The following is a 19,766-nucleotide window of genomic DNA, read 5'->3' as shown; positions in this document are numbered from 1 at the left end:
GCTGATGGAACGCACACAGGTTCTCGAACTGATGAGCACGCTGAAGCTCTATGGAATGCGCGGCGCTTACGACGAGGTCATGGGCAACGGCATCAAGCGGCAGCACGAACCGCCGCGCATCGTCGGCGATCTCTTGCAGTCGGAGATCGCCGAGAAGCAGGCCCGCTCCATTCGCTACCAGCTCAGCATTGCCAAGCTGCCGCTCGCCAAGGACATCGACGACTTCGACTTCGCCGATACGCCCGTCAATGAACCCCTGGTGCGGGAGCTGTCGACCGGCACCTTCGTCGCCGATCAGCGCAATGTTGTCCTCGTCGGCGGCACGGGAACCGGGAAGAGCCATCTGGCCATCGCGATTGCCCGCGCACTGATCCGCAACGGAACACGCGGGCGCTTCTTCAATGTCGTCGATCTGGTCAATCGCTTGGAAACGGAAACGCGCAGCGGCAAGCAGGGGCGGACGGCCGACTACCTCAACCGTCTCGACTTCATCATCCTTGACGAACTCGGCTACCTGCCGTTCGCCCAGGCCGGCGGCCAACTCCTGTTCCATCTGATCAGCAGGCTCTACGAGCGGACTTCGATCATCGTCACCACGAACCTGGCCTTTGGAGAATGGCCGACGGTGTTCGGTGACGCCAAGATGACGACCGCGCTTCTGGACCGTCTCACCCACCACTGCGAGATCGTCGAAACCGGAAACGAATCCTGGCGCTTCAAGAACCGCTCTCAAAGCTAAAGCCGAAGACGATCATCACGCGCACTTGGCCTACCCTCTGCAACCCCGGCCAGCGCCGGGCAGGCCAAGCGCTGATCTACAGCATATGGGGGGTCAAAATTGGACGCCGATAAGGGGTGAACTTTGGACGCCGATTGACACCATGACAGCAAGAGTGCTGAAGTTGTCAACGATCTTCTGGGGAGCAGCCTTGGGGGGGTACTCGATAGGTTGATCTCAGAAACTAGCCTAAATCGGGTAGTGCTGTCGGGAGGAGACACTTCGAGCCATGCTGCTCTGAGGCTGAAGATCGACGCCCTGACCAGTGTTGCAAAGCTGGCCCCAGGCGGTCCTTTGTGCCGCGCTCACTCCCAAGAGCGATCTAGGAATGGGATCGAGATCGCAATGAAGGGCGGGCAGGTGGGAGCTGTCGATTACTTCGTCACCGCTAGGGATGGACAGTGAAGCTTCGCACACTCTGCCTTGTAAAGGCTGAAGTGTGTCAGGAAAGTATGGCGTTAGGGAGGAAACAACATGCCACACGAGGATCGAACGAGAATTGCGCTTGTGACTGGGGCTGCGATGGGGATCGGCTTTTCGATCGCGCATCATCTCGCTTCAGACGGCTTCGCGGTTATCGTTGCTGATATAAACAAGGAGGCAGCAGAGAAGGCTGCGGACGAACTCAAGGCCGTAGGTTTGAGAGCGGCGTACGTGCCTATGGATGTCGGACGCCCCGACTCTATCGCTGAGGCGTTTAGTACGGTTGAAAAAGAACACGGCCGCTGCGACGTGCTTGTCAACAATGCCGGCATCGCGAAGACGTTTCCCTTTATCGACTTTCCCTACGACAACTGGGTTGCAACGATCAACATTAATGTCACGGGATCAATGTTGTGCAGCCAACACGCCGCGCGGCTCATGCGCCAGTCTGGTTGGGGCAGAATCATCAATATCGCGTCTGTCGCAGGCGAGCGTGCCGTGGGCCATGGCCGGACCGCCTACGGTGTGTCAAAGGCAGCCGTCATCGGGCTCACCAGGCAAATGGCTGCGGAGCTGGCGGCCTACGGCATCACCAGCAATGCCGTGGCTCCTGGTCCAGTAGACACGCCACTAACGGAAGCCCTGCATAGTGCGGAGTTCAGAGCGACATACACGGCAGCAATTCCGGCGCGACGTTATGGCAAGCCAGGTGAGATTGCAGCGACCGTATCTTTTCTGGCGTCCGAGGGCGCGAGTTATGTGAACGGTGCAGTCATTCCGGTAGATGGCGGCTTTCTCGCAGCCGGGGCGCTCCCGGCTTAAGCCCGGATCGCTGCGGTAAGTCAGCGGCTCTTTAATGGGCGTTGATAGGGCGTGGCCGCTTGGGGAACAAGCTCAGGTGCTGGCACATCCACTCGACGCAAGATTTTAGTTGAAATTCAAGGTTCGACAAAACGTCGTCAATACCTGGGAGGTATGGCGCGCAACAGGGGTGTGCCTCATGGAAAAAATTCAATTCAGGCAAGGTTCATCGTCAATTCCGTTCTTCAAGACGATGCAAAAGGTCCCGGCGGGTATGATGTTAATCCCACTCGTACTTGGCGTTCTCATCAACTCGTTTGCGCCGGATGCGCTGAGGATTGGCGGCTTTACTCAAGCATTGTTCAAAGACGGTGCTCTAGCTCTGATCGGGCTGCTGATCTTTGCGACCGGTGCGCAAATCACTGGAAGCCACAGCGGCAAGGCAGCGGCCGCTACCACTGTTGTGGTGCTACTTTGTAAGACCCTCATCCCTGCGACAATTGCCGTTATTCTGGGCCTTATATTTGGGCTCGAAGGTTTCTGGGGGATATCGATCCTGGCGCTCCTCGCGATTATGGGCAACAGCAACGGAGCCTTGTGGTTGGCTTTCGCCGGCGAGTACGGAGACGAACGCGACACAGGTGCCTATGTCGCCAGCGCCTTCGATGACGGCCCTTTCCTTGCCATGATCTTTCTGGGCGCTTCCGGCCTCGGGCAGATCCCTTTCGTTGCGCTGGTCGCAGCGATTGTCCCATTCGCCCTGGGTCTGTTTGTCGGTGCCGTTGATCGTGAGTGGACCCGTGTTCTCGATAGCGTGCCGAGCATTACCATCCCCTTCATGTCCTTCGCAGTAGGCACTGGCATTAGTCTGGGTACTGTGCTGACTGGTGGACTGCAGGGACTGTTCCTTGGTGTCGGCGTCGTCGTTTTCACCGGCGGACTTACTTACCTTGGCTATCGGTTCTTGTTGCGGCGCGGTCCGAAAAGCGGCATTGGTTTCGCTGCAGGTACAACTGCCGGCAACGCTGTGGCGGTCCCCATGGCGGTCGCCGTCGCCGACCCCCGCTTCCTACCCTTCGTCGAATCGGCCACAGCGCAGACTGCGACAGCGGTTTTGGTCACCGCCATCTTGGCACCGATCGTGGCATCTTGGGCTCTAAAGCGCTCCGGCGGGCTCACTGTGGCCGATCCAGTAGCCAGCGTGGCGTAGGCCTCCGTTAGCCCTCTAAACTGCATTCGAAACCGTCTTGCGCACTGGTTCAACGGCGGCTGAGGCGCGTCGACTTGACATGACACAGAGCACGGTGAGCCGCCGTGTGCAGTATCTCGAGCAGAAGCTTGGCCAGCCAAGCCCACTTAGATCCTGGGTGCCGCCGTCGAGGCATCGTCAGAAACGGCTTCGCGGGCACACGCATCGAGGACGTCGCCGACAGGGGCGGCGTCACCAAGGGCACTGTCTCTGCTTTGAACCAGGGAGAATCCTGTTCGAAGCCATGATCAACTCGGTCCCTGATCCCCGCCCTGAGTTACGGAGGCAGCTGCTCTCCATGAAGGTCGCGGAATAACGTGAATTAGCGAACAGTGCGACACGGCTCTCTACCGCAGCTTTTCAAGAAACTTTCCTCAAGCCCCACAGTCGCATCAGCTCCAGGGGTAGGGAGATGCCGGAGGGGATGACAAACGAATCGCGCGTCTCAGCCGGTTGCCGCCTGCCGACCGGAAGTCCGTGGCCAAGGTCTTGGATGGAGTAAAGCGACACCGTTTCTCCTTTAGGCGCCTTCCATGTCTGCAGTCTTCCCCACACCCTTGGTTCGTTCTTACCGCCGTCTCTTGAAATGCGCAGCACCGCCAGCCATTGATCTATGCAAGCCTGTGCGTTCAACGGATTTACCGTCCGGTCTTTGTCACCATGCCAGATCGTGATCGCCGGCCACCCTGTGGCATCACCAGAAATCTCCGCCACTGGTCGTCTCCAGCCGCCGGCTGGCTCACGAGCTCCCGACTTCATAGCACGTACCGCCGACATCGCATCGCGAGATGACCCGAACGGCAGATGGGAAGTCACGATCTGCTCGTGGCGATCGGGTGCAAGGCAGAATTGCCCCTTGTAACCGCTGCCGCTGACAGCTTGCGATCGAATGTCGCCAGCTGGCCACCACGCGCCTTGGCTAGCGCAAGCAGGTAGGTGTCAGTTACCTGTCCCGGTGTTAGGATTTTCGTGGGAGCGATATCGCCTGACCCGACAAGGCTGACATCGTCCGGCCAAAAACTGTGACCGGGGAGTGACCGCAATTTGCGGACGATCTCCATCACGAGTGCCGGTGAACCGGGAGAGTTGGGATATTTGGGATTGCCGACAATCCGGAGGACACCATTTTCGGTAATGGGGCAGGTAGCCCACGCGGTCTGACCGATCGCAGCGAACCATTCGTGCGCATCATCATGAGCTACATGGCCCGGATCGATTAAGGCAATCAGCACATTGACGTCGAGCAGGAAAGTCACGGCCGTTCGTCACGCAAGGCGTTGACGATTTCGAGCGTCACTGGCGGCGCTTCCGGCCGAGCTGACAGGAGAGGAATGCCGTTGCGCTCACCGCTGCTGGGCGGTCGGCGCAGAGAACGTCTCGCCAGCTCAGAAATGACCTCGCCGACGCTCCGGTGCTGCTGGGTTGCCATCGCTTTTGCGGCGATCAGGACATCGTCGTCGATTGCCAAGGTCGTTCTCATATCCGCCTCATTGCGCATCAATCATCACGCATCATATAGAGCAAGTGGTCGACCTTCTCAAGGTGGATACTGAAAAGCACGCATGATTTCAGCCGTTTTCACCGGTGAATAGACTGGTGCAATGGTTTCGGATCCGGTCAGGACGGATCTGCTTGTTCGTCAGTAGGCTTCTGCACGATTACTCGCTAAAAATAGCTATTTTAGACCGACGCTCGGCTTTCATTAAAGGAGCTCAGCTTCTCCAACAGCCCTTCCGAAATCTCGAACTTGCGTGCCGTTCCACGGCCCATCGAGTTTTTCACAATCGTCTCGTTCAGCATTCCTCGCTTCACCAAAAGATCGACCGTCTCCTTGACGCCTGTGCGTGTCAAAGCCGTAACTTCCATTATGCTGGAAAGGGTTAGCTTCTGGTGAGCCTGGTTCATGCTGTAAATGATGGTCATCATGCCGACTTGCTTCAGCCGGGCCTGTGGGGTCTCATCTTCAAGCGGGTGGTCCAGGATCTCATGCAGAATGAGGCCTGAAAAGGCGAGGCTATGCCATTGCGTCTTCATTGCTCTTGCCATGTCATTTAACTATGTTATATAAGTCAGTAAGTTCACACGCTTGCCGGGCAAAATGTCCAGTGTGCGCTCGTCCATTGTGATGTCCGAGGGTCTGTCCCATGAAAAACCTTCTGCTGAATGGTCTGCTTGCGATTTGCTGCATGTTACCACCCTATCTCATTTCGGACAGCAACGCGCGAGCGGATGATTGGGGATGCCAAGTTCTTCTCTGCCTTTCGAATCCCGGCGGGGCGACCGAATATGTCGAGTGCCGGCCACCGGTCCAGAAACTATGGCGGGAGATGGCAGAGGGCCATTCGTTCCCGACGTGCAGCGGCGCCGGCTTTCAAAGTTCGCGACCCGGCTACGAACCCTACTATTGCAACGCAGGATACATGCTGGAAGGCAGCTATGGCGCGCGTGGAGAACAAGTGACCTGCATCTCGACATCGTTGCAGCGGGTCAGCGAGGCTTTCTGCCACAGCGGGCGGGACGGCCATTATGCCGAAGAGAGCTCGGTTCAATCGCCGCGATGGCAGCGTGAGGACGGCCGCTTCCGTTGCATCGGCTATCCGGTCGTCCGTCCCAATGTCCGGTCGCAGCCGCACTATGTCGACGTGACTATCGATGGCGCCGGCACGCAGCGGGTCTGGTACTGACCGATGGCGGCCTTCGTCGATATCGCGCAAAGCTGCGCGCCGATGGTTCAGGTGGAGATGCTCGCCGGCGTCGTCAGCCTCGAGAGCCGGTTCCGACCTTACGCTGTTCGCATCAATAGCGGCGCCTTTGCAACACAGCCAACGACCAAGGCGGAAGCGATCGAGGTCGCTACGTCCCTCGTTGCCGACCGCCAAGACATTCAGCTCGGCCTGGGTGGGCTTGGTCTCGAGGAGCTTCGAAAACTGAAGCTGTCGATATCGGATGCCTTCGATCCCTGCCTTAATCTCAAGGCCACCGCACAGCTTCTCGACGGCTACTACCGCCTCGCGCTGCGCGAAGGTGCGAGTGCGGTGCAGGCCGAAAACGTGATGCTGCAGTCCTATTACGGTCGCGACGATCCTTCCGTCGGCGCGATGTTCAGATACGACGCCCGGGTGCGCGAGGAAGCAAAGCGGCTGTTGCCCGGGCTTGCCTCGCTGACCATCGCTGTCGCACCCGGTCAGGCCGACCCAGGTGCACAGCGGGAAGAGCAGGGCGCACGCCCGCTTCAAACGCAAAATTCCACAACCGCCGAAGCTTTGTCTTGGGACGTTTTCAGCGCCGGCCGGCGCGCCTCGGTTCTCGTTTTTCAAAATGATCGATCGGAGCCTAACGAATGATATCCAAAACCCAATTGCGCCCGATGGCCGCCTCCGCTCTCATGGCGATCGCGATTGTCGCTTGCCTGGTCGAGCCGGCCTTCGCCCAAGCCGCCGGCGTCGAAACCGTGTTGCAGAACATCGTCACCATGCTGACCGGCAACATCGCTCGCCTGCTGGCGGTGATCGCGGTGATCATCATCTGCATTGCCTGGATTCTTGGCTTTCAGCGTGACGCCGAAAGCGCCAAGTTCGGCAGGTTCACGACTGCCTGCAGCTTTGCGGATGTCGACCATCAGAAAATTGCCGAAGCCTGCGGCTGCCCGGCAGTCCGTATTTTCGATCCCGCCGACCTTCCCAGATACCTCGAGCGCGGTCTCTCTGGAGAGGGGCCGCTGCTGATCGAGGTCATGACAGACCCTGGCGCCCATCCACCGCTATCGCTGTTTGCTGCAATGGATCAAGCGGCATGAGCGCCGACGGCAGTCCACACGTTGCAGTCATCAGCGGCGGCACGACCGGGATCGGTCTTGCCACCGCGTTTCGCCTGCTCAAAGCGGGCCATCGGGTTGCCGTTTTCAGCCATGGCCGGGAAAGCGTCGTGGCCGCCGGCGCAGCACTTGCCGAGGCTTTTGGACCAGAACGCTCGATTGCGAGACAGGTCGATCTCCGTGAGCCGGTGGCCGTCGAACAGTTTTTCGGCGAAGTCGCCGATGTCTGGGGTCCACCTGAGATCCTTGTCTGCAACGCGGGGATATCGCCGAAAGGCCCCGATGGTCCCGTATATGTCTCCGACCTTGCTCTTGAAGAATGGAACGACGTGCTCACGGTCAACCTGACGGGGACAATGTTGTGTTGCCGAGCCGTTCTGCTCGCCATGAAAGAAAAGGGTTATGGACGGATCATATTGGTCGGATCTCTTGCTGGGCGGACGAGACCACGGATCGCCGGCCCGAGCTATGTGGCGTCAAAAGCCGCACTTTCAGGCTTCTCCCGTGTGCTGGTCGCTCAATATGGCCCCTGTGGCATAACATCAAATGTTGTGGCGCCGGGGCGTATCCTCACACCACTGACTGGATCCCCAGAAAACAAGACAAACATCGAGGCGCTCGCTCGCATTCCGGCCGGTCGGCTCGGCTCTCCGGATGATGTCGCCGCCGTGATCGCATTCCTGGCGTCGGAAGATGCTGGGTTCGTCAACGGAGCCATCATCGATGTCAACGGCGGCGAGTTTGCGCCGAGTTGAGGGCGGCGCTCTTTCGAACGACAAAGGGGCAATCGACGTGACCCCTGTGATTCTGGTTTGCTCGCAGGACGCCGAGCTTTATCTTTTGCTTGCGCATATTCTGCACGGCGAAGGCTTCGAGGCCCGTCTTGCTGTAAGTGACGACGATGTCGTTGGCGCCTGCACGGCGGCAGAAATTGCCGCAGTCCTCTTAGATTGTGCAGGGTGGCCGAGTGATGTTGCGCCGCTATGTGCACTGTTGAAGAACTCCGGAGTTTCCGTAGGTGCGCTGATCAGCGAGGGTATGCGTGCACAGCACCTGCAGTTAATCAAGGCGGGGCTCGACGAAGGCATCATGCGTCCTTTGTCGCCGTCAAAGCTTCTTGTTTTTTTGCACGCAGCAAAGCGGCGGCTGAAAGCCGTGACTCTGCCAAGCGCCGCTGTTCTCGCTGAGTTCGTGTTCGAGCCGCACGCTGTCGTCGTTTCAGGCAAGAGAGTGGCCCTTACGCCTTTGGAGATTCGAATCCTGAGGTTCCTGCTAGAGCGACATGGGGAGATCAGCACGCGGATGCAAGTCATCGAGGCCGCTTGGCTCGATCCGCACGCAGTGGAGACTCGAACGGTCGACGTGCACATTGGTCGGCTGCGAAAAGCATTTACAGGACGCAGCAATCTGCGGATTCGTACCGTATATGGTGCAGGTTATATTCTCGAATGACGATGTCACGCCGGTCGTAGATCCATCGCAGTTCCTGCAGGCAATCGTCGCCGTGCTTACGCGGCAGGTGGTCGAGCGCATTGCGCACGAATTTTAGCAGCGCTGCCAGGCGGCTTCCGGAATGACTTCGCCGATCGCCGCGACGAGGCCGGCATGATCGTCGGAGACGACGAATTCGATACCCTTGAGGCCGCGGGCTTTCAGCCCCAGGAGGCGCGAAAACACTGGCGTCCGAGCGTCCGACCGGTGCGCTGTTCGTTCATATCCACCAGGTCAATACCCTCCAGATGAATGGCGACAACTATCGTCTCCCGCAAAGTCGCGCGCGAAAGACCGGCTGAAACCCACTCGAAAATCGCCGCGCCCAGACCCCCGGGCTACGCCGTCCGGAGTCTCCTCGGAGCAAACTGTAGCCGCCTATTTCTCCTTGGGCGTGGCCGGATTTTTGCTCCGACGTTGAAATCCACGCCTGGATCAATCAACGCCAGTGCCGTTCAGTCACTTGGGCTTAATGGCCATCAGATTGCCCAACTCCATCGGGAAGGGAAATAAAATTGTCGAAGTCTTCTCGCTGGCGATGACGTTCAAAGTGCTCAAGTAACGAAGTTGCATCGCCTCCGGCTGCTTAGCCAGAATTTCGGCCGCTTCCAGTAGCTTCGCTGCAGCTTGCTGTTCGCCTTCGGCATTGATAACCTTTGCGCGGCGTTCCCGTTCGGCTTCCGCTTGGCGGGCAATCGCACGAATCATCGACTCGTTGATATCCACATGTTTGATCTCGACAGTGGCTACTTTAATTCCCCAAGCATCCGTCTGAGTGTCAAGGATTTCCTGAATATCCGAGTTCAGCCTGTCACGTTCTGCCAGCATTTCATCGAGGTCGTGCTTACCGAGCACGGAGCGCAACGTCGTCTGGGCAAGCTGGCTTGTTGCCATCATAAAATCCTCGACCTGTATTGTCGACCTCTCGGGGTCAATAACCCTGAAATAGATCACCGCACTGACACGAACCGAGACATTGTCATGTGAGATGACGTCCTGGCTAGGGACGTCGAGTACGCGCGTGCGCAGGTCGACTCTGATCATCTGCTGGACATAGGGGATTAGCAGAATCAAGCCGGGTCCCTTGACTCCGGTAAAGCGGCCAAGTGTGAACACGACGCCGCGCTCATATTCCCTCAGGATCTTAACCGCGGATGCGAGGATGGCGACCAAAATGACAATGACCACCAAATAGAAGGCAAGATCTGCAAACATTTCCATGACTCCTCCTCCTGCTTCCTGAGCGCCGTTAAGCGTCCTTTGGACGGCTGGCGACCTCGAGCGCCAGCCCATTGCGGCCGGTCACGCGAACAGGGTCACCAGCAACAAGGGGTTCGGCGGAAACCGCCTTCCAGCGTTCGCCATGTGCAATGACGTACCCCGTGAGCCCCGTCCAACTCTCGACTTTACCGGAAATGCCGATCATCTCCTCTGCACCGGTGGCAACCTCGCGCAACCGCGAGGTGAATGCCAGGCGAGCAACGACAAGGCTAAAGGCTAGAATCGCAAATGCAATTGCGCCCAGTAGGGGGCGTGACACTTCCAGGCCGGGTATATCGGGATCAAACAAAATGGTTGCTCCCAGGATCACGGCTACCCCGCCGCCGATGCCCAAAGCGCCGAAGCTTGGCGAATGCGCCTCAGCCACAGTCAATCCGACGCCGAGGAAAATAAGCCCAAGGGCGGCAAAACTCACCGGCAGCAATGCCAGGGCATAGAGACCAAGCAAAAGGCAAATGCCGCCGATCGTGCCAGGAAGCATTGTCCCAGGTGCGAGAAATTCGAAGATCAGGCCATAGATGCCGACCATCATCAGGATGATTGCGATGTTCGGATCGGTAATGACGGAGAGCAGGCGTGTGCGCCAGTCAGGCTCGAATTCCTGCACGGCCAAACCGGCGGTATCGAGTCGGACCTCCGTTTGACCGACCCGCACCACGTGCCCTTGCGCCTTTGCAAGGAGATCGGTGACATCAACTGCCGTGAAATCGATGGCATGTTCGCGCGCTGCCGCAGTGGATGAAAGGCTCGCAGCTTCACGGACAGCACGCTCTGCCCAGTCGGCGTTGCGATTGCGCAATTCCGCTAGCCCGCGAATGTAAGCGACTGCGTCGTTAACGGCTTTTGCTTCGTGGGCATCGCCTGGAGTTTCTGCCTGCTTGCCAGGCTCGCCCGGCTTCTTTTCGGGTTCCGTATCGCCGAAAGGCTTTACGCCGAGCGCGATTGGTGTCGCCGCACCTAAATTGGTCCCGGGCGCCATGACCGCAATGTGGCTTGCGTAGAGAATATAGGTGCCGGCGCTGGCAGCCCGTGCCCCGCTTGGCGCGACGAAGCTCGCGACAGGCACCGGCGAGGCAAGGATTGCGCGAATGATTTCCCGCATGGAGCTGTCAAGGCCACCTGGTGTGTCCATTTGCAGAATGATCAACACCGCCCCACGTTCGCCAGCACGCTGAATGCCTCGTTTTACGTAGTCAGCTATCGCGGGCCCAATGGCGCCGTTCACCTTGAGAACGACAGACGCGCGGTCAGACGCCGACGGTGCGACGAAGCCCCATGCTGAGAGCAGCAAAAACAACAAAGTGAAGATTGGCGGTTGCCATCGCCAACACCTTAATCCCCGCGTGACAATCTGCGGAACGTACATGATATTTAATGTATGTCGGAATTTACAAAGAAAAAGAATGAGGCGTCTCATGTTTACGGACAAGCGAGAACGCCGAGACTCTACCGATTATTATTGAGCAGGGGCGGTTCGACCCTTTACTATCACGCGGACATTGTGCGCTTGATGATTCTTAAATGACAGCAGATGCAGGCCAAGAAGACGGATATAAAAAGGAAGGTCCCGAGCGGTGAGTAGGATAGCGGCAGGAACGACCAGTCGCCTCGCTGAAGCTGAGGGATCGCGAAGTCGGAAAGACCGGCTTGCGCAACTGCTGCCCGCCCCAAGGTCAGACCGGTCGCGATCAGCGCTATATGGGCATGGATGAATCCTGACCGGTGGTGTCGTTGCGGCTGCAACGCAATTCGAATCCCGAAAATCGATGCAAGCATCAACAGGACCATAGCGCTCCAAACCCCAATGCCGGGTACCGCCAAAAGCAGATAGATCGGCTCGCGCATGACAGGAAGAATTGTCATATGCAGCCACCAGGCGGAGGCACTCGAGGGGTAGCTTTCCAAGAGCAGCATGCTGAGGATGAAGATCGATGCTATCGCGTAGGCCAGTGATGGCCCAAGTCGCAGCGTGAAAATAGCGATCCGCATAGGCGTCCCATCCTTTGACCTGACGAACAGGGTAGGCGACGTTGATTAATTTTCTACTCTGAGAATCACCGGACGCATGATACCAACTCTGAATGGTTGGCGTTTATCATCTTGGCGCGTTCCGGCGAAGAGGGCATCTGTCGTTTTTTTGCGACTGTTTGCTCAAATTCTTGAGTTGTTAGCTTTTTTTTACGATGATTTTCGGTGAACGCATCCGAATCTCAGGTAAGAATGTCTGATGGGGGATTGAATTGCCAATGTTGCAGATTAAAGCTGGGACTAAATGCATTGCGTTTTTGATAGCGGCCGGCGCGATTCTAGCCGGGTGCCAGTCATCCGGCGTTGATGGTCTCGCTGCTTATGGCGATAGTGCAAAGACCCTTGAGGATGACTCGGCCGTCGCCTTCTATAAGAACGACGAATTGATCACCAACGGCAAACTGCAGTTTCAGGAAAAGAACTACGGAAAATCCTACGCCATTTATAAGCGAGCGGTTGACGTTTTTCCGCAAGATCCTGCAGCCTGGCTAGGCCTAGCAGCCTCGGCCGACATGGTTGCCCGCTTTGATACCTCCGACCGCGCCTACCAGCAGCTCTCGCGAATGATCGGCAATACCCCTGTTTACTACAACAATGTCGGATATTCTCACCTGTTACGCGGTGACTTGCGCAATGCCAGACGCTATTTCCTGAAAGCCTATGAGCTCGATCCCGGAAACGAAGTCACCGCCCGCAATCTCGAATTGATGAAGAACAGCGTGAATCACCCTCAGCGGGGATAGGCCTTTCGACGATTTAACAACTGCGTCGAGATAAGAGCGCTCTTGCCGAATTGTCCGCATCGAGGCGTCGCTTGGCCGAGCCTCGCCATCGCTTTGGTGATTTCGCTGAAGTCGTTGTTTACCGAGCCTTCCGAAGGATGAGCTGGCCTTCTGGCGACAGTGTGCGTTCGTAACGCGGCAGGCTATTGATCGCAATGCCGCCAGCTTCAATGGACGCAAGAGTGCTATCCGGAGTTTGAGTGTCTGCGGCACGGGGTGCAAAAAACTGTGCGGGTTCCTTGCCGGGCGCGCTCAGGACCAAAGCTGAACCCATGCGTGTACCGCTTATGTCGTCTCGCATCCGTTCATTCGTCGAAAGTATCGCCTTTTGCAGGCTTTCCATTTCCTGACGGATAGCGGCGAGTTCGTCGGCCTTGGCGTTGCTCGCGATCTTGTCAGACTGCTTTTCCATTTGTCCCCTCAGGCCATCAATGGACCTTTTGAGGGCGGCGATGGTCTCGCGGCTCTCGCGCACATCCGCTGAGTTTTTCGCCGTATAGATGAGAACGCCAGCATTCACAGGCAAGAGCATGAGGAGCAGACCGACGAGCAGCGGGTTTCTGGAGGTTCTCGGCTCAATTGCTCGTGTATTGCTCGGTCTCGCGCCGCCTGCTTCGCCTTCGATGCTCGGGATGCTGGTCATTCGTTTACTCCCCCGTAAGTCGTTAACTGGATAGATTCACGACGCCGCGCTCGGCGCAAGGTCCGCAATCATTCCGACGTAAATACACCTTCCCACGCCCGTTCGAGCATTTCGAGCGATGCGATTCTCACTATGCCGTTGAATTCACAGTAAGAACCGACGAAATCCAGAAGATATTTCGGATGATAGCAAGACGCTAGCACATCGCCTTTGTACTTGCGATCATAAAACAGGTTCAGGTCTGGATCACGGACAGCCAATCCGGTGCTGCTCGCATACGATCTGAAAATTCTGATGTATTCGTCGCGCGACGGAGTGTTGACAAAGATCTTGTATTTGAGGCGCCGCAAGCCCGCCTCGTCGGAAAGGTCCTTCGGCGCGATATTCGTCGAAAATACGACCAGCTCGTCAAAGGGAACCTTGAATTTCTTGCCGGTGTGCAGCGTCAGGAAGTCGTATCCGCGCTCGAGCGGCACGATCCAGCGATTGATGAGCGCCTGCGGCGCCACTTGTTGGCGCCCGAAGTCGTCGATGATGAAAACGCCGCCGGACGCCTTTAAGTGTATGGGCGCCTCATAGACATTTGGCCCTGCGTTGAAGGTGAGATCGAGCTGGTCGAGGGTCAATTCCCCACCTGTCTTGATCACCGGACGGCGGCATTCGATCCATCGTTGATCGCCTTTCGGACGGGATTCTGTGCCAGCCTCCGATACGGGGTGATGCACTGCCTCATCATAGAAACTGATGACATGGCCGCCGACCTCGATGGCATAGGGCACCCAGATGGTTTGGCGAAACAGTTGCGACGTCCGCTCGGCAATGCTTGTCTTTCCGTTTCCGGGCGGCCCGTAAAGCAGGATAGAGCGACCGGAGTTCAGGGCCGGGCCGAGCTTTTCGACCAAGGCGTCTGCAAGCACCAGCCCATCAAGGCTCTCGGTCAGGCGCTCAGGGGTGACGCGCTCGTCATGGATGGACTGCAAACCTAATTGCCGGCAGAACATATCTAGCGACACCGGCGCCGGCCCGACATATTGGCATTGACGCGACGCCGCGTGGGCATATTCGAACCCCTTCATTGACAGGGCATATCGAACATCGGATCGCACATCCTCACCAGCCAAGCCGCGAGCCTCGAGATAGGCGAGTTTCACCAGTTCCTTGATCAGGATATTGATGATCACTTTCGGCAATTTCATCCGGTCGGCCAGATGAGATGCCGTGGTGGTGTCCTGCTCGGCCGCACATTTTGACGCCAGCCGAAGCAGGAACGACGGATCCAGTCCCGCTTGTTCGATGCTTGCCGGTGCCACCGGCATACGCGGATCGAGGGACGTGATGCCATCGTTACGATGCTGTTCGAGCGAATACTGCATACGACCTCGCTTGGCTCAACCGCCGGGTTTCAAGCCGATTAGAAGACTGACGACACGGATAACAATGGGAACGAGAACGATGATGAGGCTTACCGGAAAAAGGAATGCGCCGAGCGGCAGCAGCATTTTGACCGGCAGGGCGTTTGCCTTTTCCTCCGCGCGAACAATGCGCAAGTCACGCATTTCCTTGCTGTAGACCCGCAGTGTCTGGGTTACGCTCGTCCCGAGCTCCTCCGATTGGCGGAACAGAACGGCAAGGGCCCGGGCCTCGTCAATCCTCAGGCGGGTGGCAAGGTTGGCGAGCGCCTCGCGCAATCGCCGGCCGCCCCGCACTTCCAGCATCATGATCGACAGATGCAGGCCGAAGTCCTGCTGCTTGTCGACGAATTCCCGGGCAACACGGTTCGCCGCCGCCTCGATACTCATCCCCGCATCGAGGCAGACGATCAGCATATCCATGAAATCGGGAAAGAGGCGGCGGTATTCCCGCTCCTTGGCGGCGCCACGCCGGTCGATATAGATGTTGACTAGAATGAAGGTCATGCCCGCAGCAAACATGGCAACGATCAGGGTCGACATCTGCGACATATCAGGCGCGATCCGGTTTAAGGCCCAGACCGCCGCGACGAGCACGCTGATACAGGCCACCGCCCTGATCACCTGGAAGGTGGTCACGGCGCCGGCAGCGAAATACCCTGCCCGAATTAGCCGGTTCTGGGTCGAGTTCGCATTGGTGTCACGTCGCGTAATTTCGAAATAACGGCGGATCAGGCGGTTTTCCGCCTCGCCGAGATCGGCAATCGTCGTGTCGCCAATGTGGAATTCCTCGCCGGCCTTCGACGAGCTCTTCGACACCCGAACCGAGACCTCGCGCTGTCGAAAAAACAGTTCCGATGCTGCTGCAGAAAGGATCAGCACTGCAAAGAAGACGATGAGGTAGATTCCATACTCACTCGACATGACCGCCTCAGTACTCGAAGTTGACCATCTTGTAGAGAATGACATTCCCGACCGCCATGACGGCCAGCAATGCGCACACCACGGTCGTTCCGTGGCCGCTGTCCCAGACAGGATCGAAGTAAGTCGGCGACAACGCCTTGATCATCGCGTAGAGCAGAAACGGATAGACCGACATGAAGATCGCGGTGATGCGTCCTTCCGAGGAAATTGCCCTGACCTTTGCCCTGAGCATTGTCCGGTCCCGCAGCGTCTTCGAAAGGTTCTGCAAGATCTCCACCAGATTTCCGCCGGTTCCCGCCTGTACGCTCAGCGATATCGCAAGCAGGTCCAGATCCTCGACGCCGACCCGGTCCGCCAGGTTGACAAGGGCATCGTCCAGCGTCACGCCGTAGGTGAGTTCATCCGAGAGGAGGCCGAACTCGGTGCCGATGGGATCAGGCATCTCGCGTCCCACCAAAGAAATCGCCGCCGGCAGCGGGTGGCCGGCGGCCAGGCTGCGATTGGCGACATCGAGGGCTTCGGGAAGCTTCAGTTCGAATTTCTTCATGCGGCGCGCCCGGGCGCGCCAGACGAAGACTGCAGGGATGAGGAGGCCGATCAGGAGAAAGACGGGTATTCTAAGCAGAGTGCTCGGCACGAGGAACTGCACGACCAGCCACGTCAAGAGCGCGCCCGCGATTGCGAAAAGAGCAAATCGCCTGGCATCGAACTTGATGCCCGATTGGGCGTAGAACTGCAGCAGCCGCTGCATCATGGCGACTTGCCGCCAACTGCCGGCGACACCGCGCTCCTTGAGCATATCGCTATAGGTCTTGCGATGATCCTCGCTGACCTCCAGCAAGCTCAGCCGATGGTTCACAGCGCGGTGACGTTCGGATGTCTTGAAGTAGCCGCGCACGATCGCTTCGACAGCGACAAGGGCGGCGGTGAAAATAGCTGCGTAAACGAGAGTAAGGGTCATTGAACTGGTCCCGTTTGCAGCGGTTTACCGGGATCAAAAATCGCTACGGGAATCTCGATCCCGAGTTCGGCAAATTCCTCGACGAACCGCGGCCGAATGCCGGTGGCGCGGAATTCTCCATGGATCCGCCCGCCTTCATCCGTGCCGATTTTCTTGAATTTCATGATCTCCTGCATCTGCACGACTTCGCCCTCCATGCCGGTGATCTCGGAGATCGAGACAACTTTGCGGCTGCCGTCGCTCAGGCGCTGGACCTGCACGATAACGGTGATGGCGGACGAGATCTGCGAACGAATGCTCAACTGTGACATCGGCATCCCGGCCATGCCGACCATCTGCTCGAGCCGACCGACAGCGTCGCGGGGCGTGTTGGCGTGGATCGTCGTCATCGACCCCTCGTGACCGGTATTCATCGCCTGCAGCATGTCGAACGCCTCGTCGCCGCGGACTTCGCCGACGATGATGCGGTCGGGACGCATGCGCAGGGCGTTTTTCAAAAGCTCGCGTTGCCGGATCTCGTTGCGTCCGTCGAGCGTCGGCGGTCGGGTTTCCAAACGTCCGACATGTGGCTGCTGCAGTTGAAGCTCGGCCGCATCCTCGATGGTGATCAGCCGCTCCTTTGGAGAAATCTGCGACGAGAGGGCGTTGAGCAAGGTCGTCTTGCCAGAACCGGTGCCGCCGGAAATTACCATGGACACCTTGCCCTTGACCGCGGCGCTGAGAAGAATGCGCATCGCATCGGCCATGGCGCCATATTGCACAAGGCGCTCCATTGTCAGCGGCTTGCGCGTGAATTTACGAATGGAAACGAGCGGTCCATCGACCGAGATCGGCCTGATGGCGACGTTGACACGTGAGCCATCCTTGAGGCGCGCGTCAACCATCGGCGTTGACTCGTCGACGCGGCGGCCAACCGCCGAGACGATCTTGTTGATCACCCGAAGCAGATGGTCCTCGTCCTTGAACCGCACGGCGGTGCCCTCGAGCTTGCCGCTCCGCTCGACATAGACGCTATTGTAGCCGTTGATCAGAATATCTGCGATGGTGTCGTCGGCCAGCAGCGGCTCGATCGGTCCCAACCCGAGCATCTCGTCCGTGATATCGCGGATCAGGTCATTGATTTCCTTGGCATTCAGCGGAAAGTTGTTATTCCGGATATAGTCCTTGACCAATGGCCGGATTTCGGTCGCGATCTCCTCGTTGTCGAGCGTGTCGAGGATCCCGAGGTTGATGCGATCGAGCAGGTAGCGGTGCAGATTGACCCGCTCGGAAACCATGTCGGCCCCGAGCGAAGCCTCTTCGCCACTCGCCGTGGGGCTGTCAGGGGCCGGTTGGGCAGGCATGTTCTGAACAGCGTCGACCAGAGCCAGTTCGGCCGCCTCCTGACGTTTCGGGCTTTCAGGCTCCTGCTGCTTGTAGAACCGCCCTATGATGCCGTTCGCCATGCTTCCCACTCCTGTACTATTTTACAATAACCGTGGAACCGACTTTCACCCTCTCATAGAGATCGATGACGTCGGCATTGCTCATGCGAAAACAGCCCGATGACGCGAAACCGCCGACCGTCGACTGCTCGTTCGTTCCATGAATGCGGTAGAGCGTGTCGGTCCTGTCCTTGTAGAGATAGATCCCGCGAGCGCCCAATGGATTGAGCGGCCCGGCAGGCACCAGGTCCGGAAGTCCGGCTGAGCGCGCTTTCATCTCGGCAGGGGGGCGCCAGTCAGGCCACTCAGCCTTGCGTCCAACCTTGACGGTACCACTCCAGCGAAATCCGTCTCGTCCGACGCCGATTTTGTAGCGGATCGCGCGTCCTTGGGAGATGACGAGATCCAGCGTGCGGTTGGCGGTGACGATGACGATTGTCCCAGCCGCATAGTTCATTTCGATCGCCACCACGGCACTTGTCGTCGGCCCAAGGCTTCGTGGCACAAGCCCGGTTGACGCGGCATCCCCGGCGGCGGCCAGAATTGCCAAAACCACAAGGCTGGCATGGGCGGCGCGGGACCTTATGCGCCCACTGGGGACCGCCTTCATCGCACCAGTGCTCCGAGTTTACCGACTGCGGCGCAGAAGCGCGCCCGCGAATTCACTTGAAATGGCAGCACGCCGCGATTAGCCGCTTCGCTCAAGGTGTCCCAGTCATCGCCAATGACATGCGTCGGGATATCCTTGAAAATCTTCTCCGTTTGTTGTCGGCGCACGCCGAGGCCGAAGAGCTTGGCGCGGTATTTGTTGATGACGATGAATATCTGATCCGAACTGCCTCGCAGGCGTACCAGATTGGCAAACAAGTCCTTGGCTTGAGAGAGCGCGGGAACCGTCATCTCGGTGACGATGCAGATGCTGTTGACCGAAGTGAGCACATCGTATTTCCACGGCGTGTCATAATAGGGAATGTCGATGACCGTGTGGTCGCTCTCGAAGGCGGCCACGTCGAGCATACGCAGCACGAGTTCACCGCCCTTCGGCGCCAGAAGGACGGATGGCTGCTTGAAGGACAGCAGTGAAAAGCCCCCCGAATGACGCTTTCTGACCAGATCGATGAATTCCAGATCGACCCGGGAAGGATTGGCAATGACGGGTTTCAAGTCGTAGTCGTTGACAAGGTTGAGATAATAGCCAAGCGTCCCGGCGCAAAAGTCCGTGTCGAACAAGTCTACACGCGGCGTGGAGTTTTTGGTCGGCTGGGCCAGCACATGCGCGAGCGATGAGGCGATCATGCTGGCCCCGGCGCCGCCGACGGCTGAGACCACGGCATGCACCCGGCTGTCGCTCGCCCCAGTGCCTGGCGCATGGGTCGAAATCATGTCGATCAGTGCGCGGCGCTCGAGCGGCTTCTTCAGCCAGTCATTGCCGTTCAGGCGGAAGAGCAGCCGCAGCATGTCGTCCGGCAGATCTTCGGAAACCACGACGAGGGGGATATCCCGGTAGCTGGTGCGAAACGCGAAGAGCTCCGGACGCTGCAGCAATTCGCCCCTGTCGACGTCGAGAACGATCAGGTCGAACTGCGCCGGATCGAACTTGCCCTTTTCACCGAGGGCCTTCAATGCCAGATGGCGGACATCGTAACGCGAAAGCGACCCGAACGTATCGAGCATGAAGCTCGCTGCAGCCGCGTCGTCGGAGAGAACCAGGATCTTGGTGGATGCGGCAATGTTCATGTGAGCTGTCATTTCGCTTTC

At 58.1% G+C, this 19,766-nt stretch carries 24 protein-coding genes and 3 pseudogenes; 12 read left to right on the top strand and 15 right to left on the bottom strand.

What is annotated here, in order from left to right; all coding sequences use genetic code 11:
- Positions 1 to 4: 4 nt before the first annotated feature.
- The 6 genes and pseudogenes from istB to EFR00_RS34140 all read left to right on the top strand — a co-directional run.
- Positions 5 to 739, top strand: a complete 735-nt coding sequence (istB, locus tag EFR00_RS00255) for an IS21-like element helper ATPase IstB (RefSeq protein WP_064818141.1) — start codon at positions 5 to 7, stop codon at positions 737 to 739.
- 177 nt (positions 740 to 916) lie between these two features.
- On the top strand, positions 917 to 1,183 hold the full coding sequence (locus tag EFR00_RS00250) for a nucleotide-binding domain containing protein (protein ID WP_281040095.1): 267 nt from the start codon (positions 917 to 919) through the stop codon (positions 1,181 to 1,183).
- A 69-nt stretch (positions 1,184 to 1,252) separates the two neighbouring features.
- A complete protein-coding gene (locus EFR00_RS00245; RefSeq protein ID WP_077994581.1) occupies positions 1,253 to 2,023 on the top strand; it encodes an SDR family NAD(P)-dependent oxidoreductase in 771 nt (256 codons plus the stop codon).
- Positions 2,024 to 2,132: 109 nt separating this feature from the next.
- Positions 2,133 to 3,212 carry a 2-keto-3-deoxygluconate permease gene (locus EFR00_RS00240; protein ID WP_208655926.1) on the top strand — a complete coding sequence of 360 codons (1,080 nt, stop codon included), beginning with the start codon at positions 2,133 to 2,135 and terminating at the stop codon, positions 3,210 to 3,212.
- A gap of 34 nt (positions 3,213 to 3,246) precedes the next feature.
- A pseudogene (locus EFR00_RS33370) lies at positions 3,247 to 3,339 on the top strand (LysR family transcriptional regulator); the annotation flags it as partial.
- A 49-nt stretch (positions 3,340 to 3,388) separates the two neighbouring features.
- Positions 3,389 to 3,531 (top strand): annotated as a pseudogene (locus tag EFR00_RS34140) (TetR family transcriptional regulator); the annotation flags it as partial.
- An 80-nt stretch (positions 3,532 to 3,611) separates the two neighbouring features.
- Here the strand turns inward: EFR00_RS34140 and EFR00_RS00230 are convergent.
- The 4 genes from EFR00_RS00230 to EFR00_RS00215 form a co-directional block, all read right to left on the bottom strand.
- A complete protein-coding gene (locus tag EFR00_RS00230; protein ID WP_406550317.1) occupies positions 3,612 to 3,965 on the bottom strand; it encodes an alpha/beta hydrolase family protein in 354 nt (117 codons plus the stop codon).
- A gap of 98 nt (positions 3,966 to 4,063) precedes the next feature.
- Positions 4,064 to 4,507 (bottom strand): TA system VapC family ribonuclease toxin, encoded by a 444-nt coding sequence (locus tag EFR00_RS00225; protein ID WP_077994590.1) that lies wholly within the window; start codon positions 4,505 to 4,507, stop codon positions 4,064 to 4,066.
- Positions 4,504 to 4,731, bottom strand: a complete 228-nt coding sequence (locus tag EFR00_RS00220; RefSeq protein ID WP_183758872.1) for a CopG family transcriptional regulator — start codon at positions 4,729 to 4,731, stop codon at positions 4,504 to 4,506. Before EFR00_RS00220 ends, EFR00_RS00225 begins: the two co-directional genes overlap by 4 nt.
- A 200-nt stretch (positions 4,732 to 4,931) precedes the next feature.
- Entirely contained in the window at positions 4,932 to 5,297 is a 366-nt protein-coding gene (locus tag EFR00_RS00215) for a MarR family transcriptional regulator (protein WP_077994592.1), read from the bottom strand.
- Between the two features lie 98 nt (positions 5,298 to 5,395).
- Here EFR00_RS00215 and EFR00_RS00210 point away from each other — a divergent pair, with 98 nt between their 5' ends.
- Genes EFR00_RS00210 through EFR00_RS00190 form a run of 5 tightly spaced genes read left to right on the top strand, consistent with a single transcriptional unit; the run spans position 5,396 to position 8,517 of the window.
- On the top strand, positions 5,396 to 5,935 hold the full coding sequence (locus EFR00_RS00210; RefSeq protein WP_077994595.1) for a hypothetical protein: 540 nt from the start codon (positions 5,396 to 5,398) through the stop codon (positions 5,933 to 5,935).
- Positions 5,936 to 5,938: 3 nt separating this feature from the next.
- Positions 5,939 to 6,595, top strand: a complete 657-nt coding sequence (locus EFR00_RS00205; protein ID WP_077994597.1) for a lysozyme family protein — start codon at positions 5,939 to 5,941, stop codon at positions 6,593 to 6,595.
- On the top strand, positions 6,592 to 7,047 hold the full coding sequence (locus EFR00_RS00200; RefSeq protein WP_077994599.1) for a TrbC/VirB2 family protein: 456 nt from the start codon (positions 6,592 to 6,594) through the stop codon (positions 7,045 to 7,047). Before EFR00_RS00205 ends, EFR00_RS00200 begins: the two co-directional genes overlap by 4 nt.
- Positions 7,044 to 7,820 carry a 3-oxoacyl-ACP reductase FabG gene (gene fabG, locus EFR00_RS00195; RefSeq protein ID WP_040112791.1) on the top strand — a complete coding sequence of 259 codons (777 nt, stop codon included), beginning with the start codon at positions 7,044 to 7,046 and terminating at the stop codon, positions 7,818 to 7,820. The genes EFR00_RS00200 and fabG overlap by 4 nt, the downstream gene beginning before the upstream one ends.
- A gap of 37 nt (positions 7,821 to 7,857) precedes the next feature.
- A complete protein-coding gene (locus EFR00_RS00190; protein ID WP_040143302.1) occupies positions 7,858 to 8,517 on the top strand; it encodes a winged helix-turn-helix transcriptional regulator in 660 nt (219 codons plus the stop codon).
- A 1-nt stretch (position 8,518) separates the two neighbouring features.
- Here EFR00_RS00190 and EFR00_RS00185 read toward each other — a convergent pair.
- The 4 genes and pseudogenes from EFR00_RS00185 to EFR00_RS00170 form a co-directional block, all read right to left on the bottom strand.
- Positions 8,519 to 8,730, bottom strand: a pseudogene (locus EFR00_RS00185) (transposase); the annotation flags it as partial.
- Between the two features lie 285 nt (positions 8,731 to 9,015).
- A complete protein-coding gene (locus tag EFR00_RS00180) occupies positions 9,016 to 9,777 on the bottom strand; it encodes a slipin family protein (RefSeq protein WP_009995477.1) in 762 nt (253 codons plus the stop codon).
- Positions 9,778 to 9,805: 28 nt separating this feature from the next.
- Positions 9,806 to 11,203, bottom strand: coding sequence for an NfeD family protein (locus EFR00_RS00175; protein ID WP_077994601.1), 1,398 nt, complete (start codon positions 11,201 to 11,203; stop codon positions 9,806 to 9,808).
- A gap of 122 nt (positions 11,204 to 11,325) precedes the next feature.
- Positions 11,326 to 11,826: a hypothetical protein gene (locus tag EFR00_RS00170; protein ID WP_009993722.1), complete on the bottom strand. Its 501-nt coding sequence runs from the start codon at positions 11,824 to 11,826 to the stop codon at positions 11,326 to 11,328.
- Positions 11,827 to 12,083: 257 nt separating this feature from the next.
- Here EFR00_RS00170 and EFR00_RS00165 point away from each other — a divergent pair, with 257 nt between their 5' ends.
- Positions 12,084 to 12,608, top strand: a complete 525-nt coding sequence (locus EFR00_RS00165) for a tetratricopeptide repeat protein (RefSeq protein ID WP_040112795.1) — start codon at positions 12,084 to 12,086, stop codon at positions 12,606 to 12,608.
- A 118-nt stretch (positions 12,609 to 12,726) separates the two neighbouring features.
- Here EFR00_RS00165 and EFR00_RS00160 read toward each other — a convergent pair whose 3' ends face one another.
- The 7 genes from EFR00_RS00160 to EFR00_RS00130 all read right to left on the bottom strand — a co-directional run bounded on the left by EFR00_RS00160 (position 12,727) and on the right by EFR00_RS00130 (position 19,757).
- Positions 12,727 to 13,290 (bottom strand): hypothetical protein, encoded by a 564-nt coding sequence (locus tag EFR00_RS00160; protein WP_009993719.1) that lies wholly within the window; start codon positions 13,288 to 13,290, stop codon positions 12,727 to 12,729.
- A gap of 68 nt (positions 13,291 to 13,358) precedes the next feature.
- Positions 13,359 to 14,663 (bottom strand): ATP-binding protein, encoded by a 1,305-nt coding sequence (locus EFR00_RS00155; RefSeq protein WP_077994602.1) that lies wholly within the window; start codon positions 14,661 to 14,663, stop codon positions 13,359 to 13,361.
- Positions 14,664 to 14,678: 15 nt separating this feature from the next.
- Entirely contained in the window at positions 14,679 to 15,623 is a 945-nt protein-coding gene (locus EFR00_RS00150; protein ID WP_040142831.1) for a type II secretion system F family protein, read from the bottom strand.
- Between the two features lie 7 nt (positions 15,624 to 15,630).
- Complete coding sequence (locus EFR00_RS00145; RefSeq protein ID WP_010058953.1) at positions 15,631 to 16,584, bottom strand: type II secretion system F family protein; 954 nt, start codon at positions 16,582 to 16,584, stop codon at positions 15,631 to 15,633.
- Positions 16,581 to 18,029, bottom strand: coding sequence for a TadA family conjugal transfer-associated ATPase (locus EFR00_RS00140; protein ID WP_040142833.1), 1,449 nt, complete (start codon positions 18,027 to 18,029; stop codon positions 16,581 to 16,583). Before EFR00_RS00140 ends, EFR00_RS00145 begins: the two co-directional genes overlap by 4 nt.
- Before the next feature lie 16 nt (positions 18,030 to 18,045).
- Complete coding sequence (locus EFR00_RS00135; RefSeq protein WP_040142835.1) at positions 18,046 to 18,618, bottom strand: L,D-transpeptidase; 573 nt, start codon at positions 18,616 to 18,618, stop codon at positions 18,046 to 18,048.
- Positions 18,615 to 19,757, bottom strand: coding sequence for a pilus assembly protein (locus tag EFR00_RS00130; protein WP_040142837.1), 1,143 nt, complete (start codon positions 19,755 to 19,757; stop codon positions 18,615 to 18,617). Before EFR00_RS00130 ends, EFR00_RS00135 begins: the two co-directional genes overlap by 4 nt.
- Positions 19,758 to 19,766 lie beyond the last annotated feature (9 nt).

This window comes from Rhizobium sophoriradicis (genome assembly GCF_003939025.1).
GTDB classification, from domain to species: domain Bacteria; phylum Pseudomonadota; class Alphaproteobacteria; order Rhizobiales; family Rhizobiaceae; genus Rhizobium; species Rhizobium sophoriradicis.
This window is presented reverse-complemented; position numbering and strand designations above follow the sequence as displayed.

Coding starts and splice junctions, on each gene's coding strand:
- istB (WP_064818141.1), top strand. CDS start 5: ATGGAACGCACACAGGTTCTCGAACTGATGAGCACGCTGAAGCTCTAT.
- EFR00_RS00245 (WP_077994581.1), top strand. CDS start 1,253: ATGCCACACGAGGATCGAACGAGAATTGCGCTTGTGACTGGGGCTGCG.
- EFR00_RS00220 (WP_183758872.1), bottom strand. CDS start 4,731: ATGAGAACGACCTTGGCAATCGACGACGATGTCCTGATCGCCGCAAAA.
- EFR00_RS00215 (WP_077994592.1), bottom strand. CDS start 5,297: ATGGCAAGAGCAATGAAGACGCAATGGCATAGCCTCGCCTTTTCAGGC.
- EFR00_RS00210 (WP_077994595.1), top strand. CDS start 5,396: ATGAAAAACCTTCTGCTGAATGGTCTGCTTGCGATTTGCTGCATGTTA.
- EFR00_RS00205 (WP_077994597.1), top strand. CDS start 5,939: ATGGCGGCCTTCGTCGATATCGCGCAAAGCTGCGCGCCGATGGTTCAG.
- EFR00_RS00200 (WP_077994599.1), top strand. CDS start 6,592: ATGATATCCAAAACCCAATTGCGCCCGATGGCCGCCTCCGCTCTCATG.
- fabG (WP_040112791.1), top strand. CDS start 7,044: ATGAGCGCCGACGGCAGTCCACACGTTGCAGTCATCAGCGGCGGCACG.
- EFR00_RS00180 (WP_009995477.1), bottom strand. CDS start 9,777: ATGGAAATGTTTGCAGATCTTGCCTTCTATTTGGTGGTCATTGTCATT.
- EFR00_RS00175 (WP_077994601.1), bottom strand. CDS start 11,203: ATGTACGTTCCGCAGATTGTCACGCGGGGATTAAGGTGTTGGCGATGG.
- EFR00_RS00170 (WP_009993722.1), bottom strand. CDS start 11,826: ATGCGGATCGCTATTTTCACGCTGCGACTTGGGCCATCACTGGCCTAC.
- EFR00_RS00165 (WP_040112795.1), top strand. CDS start 12,084: ATGTTGCAGATTAAAGCTGGGACTAAATGCATTGCGTTTTTGATAGCG.
- EFR00_RS00160 (WP_009993719.1), bottom strand. CDS start 13,290: ATGACCAGCATCCCGAGCATCGAAGGCGAAGCAGGCGGCGCGAGACCG.
- EFR00_RS00155 (WP_077994602.1), bottom strand. CDS start 14,663: ATGCAGTATTCGCTCGAACAGCATCGTAACGATGGCATCACGTCCCTC.
- EFR00_RS00150 (WP_040142831.1), bottom strand. CDS start 15,623: ATGTCGAGTGAGTATGGAATCTACCTCATCGTCTTCTTTGCAGTGCTG.
- EFR00_RS00145 (WP_010058953.1), bottom strand. CDS start 16,584: ATGACCCTTACTCTCGTTTACGCAGCTATTTTCACCGCCGCCCTTGTC.
- EFR00_RS00140 (WP_040142833.1), bottom strand. CDS start 18,029: ATGGCGAACGGCATCATAGGGCGGTTCTACAAGCAGCAGGAGCCTGAA.
- EFR00_RS00135 (WP_040142835.1), bottom strand. CDS start 18,618: ATGAAGGCGGTCCCCAGTGGGCGCATAAGGTCCCGCGCCGCCCATGCC.
- EFR00_RS00130 (WP_040142837.1), bottom strand. CDS start 19,757: ATGACAGCTCACATGAACATTGCCGCATCCACCAAGATCCTGGTTCTC.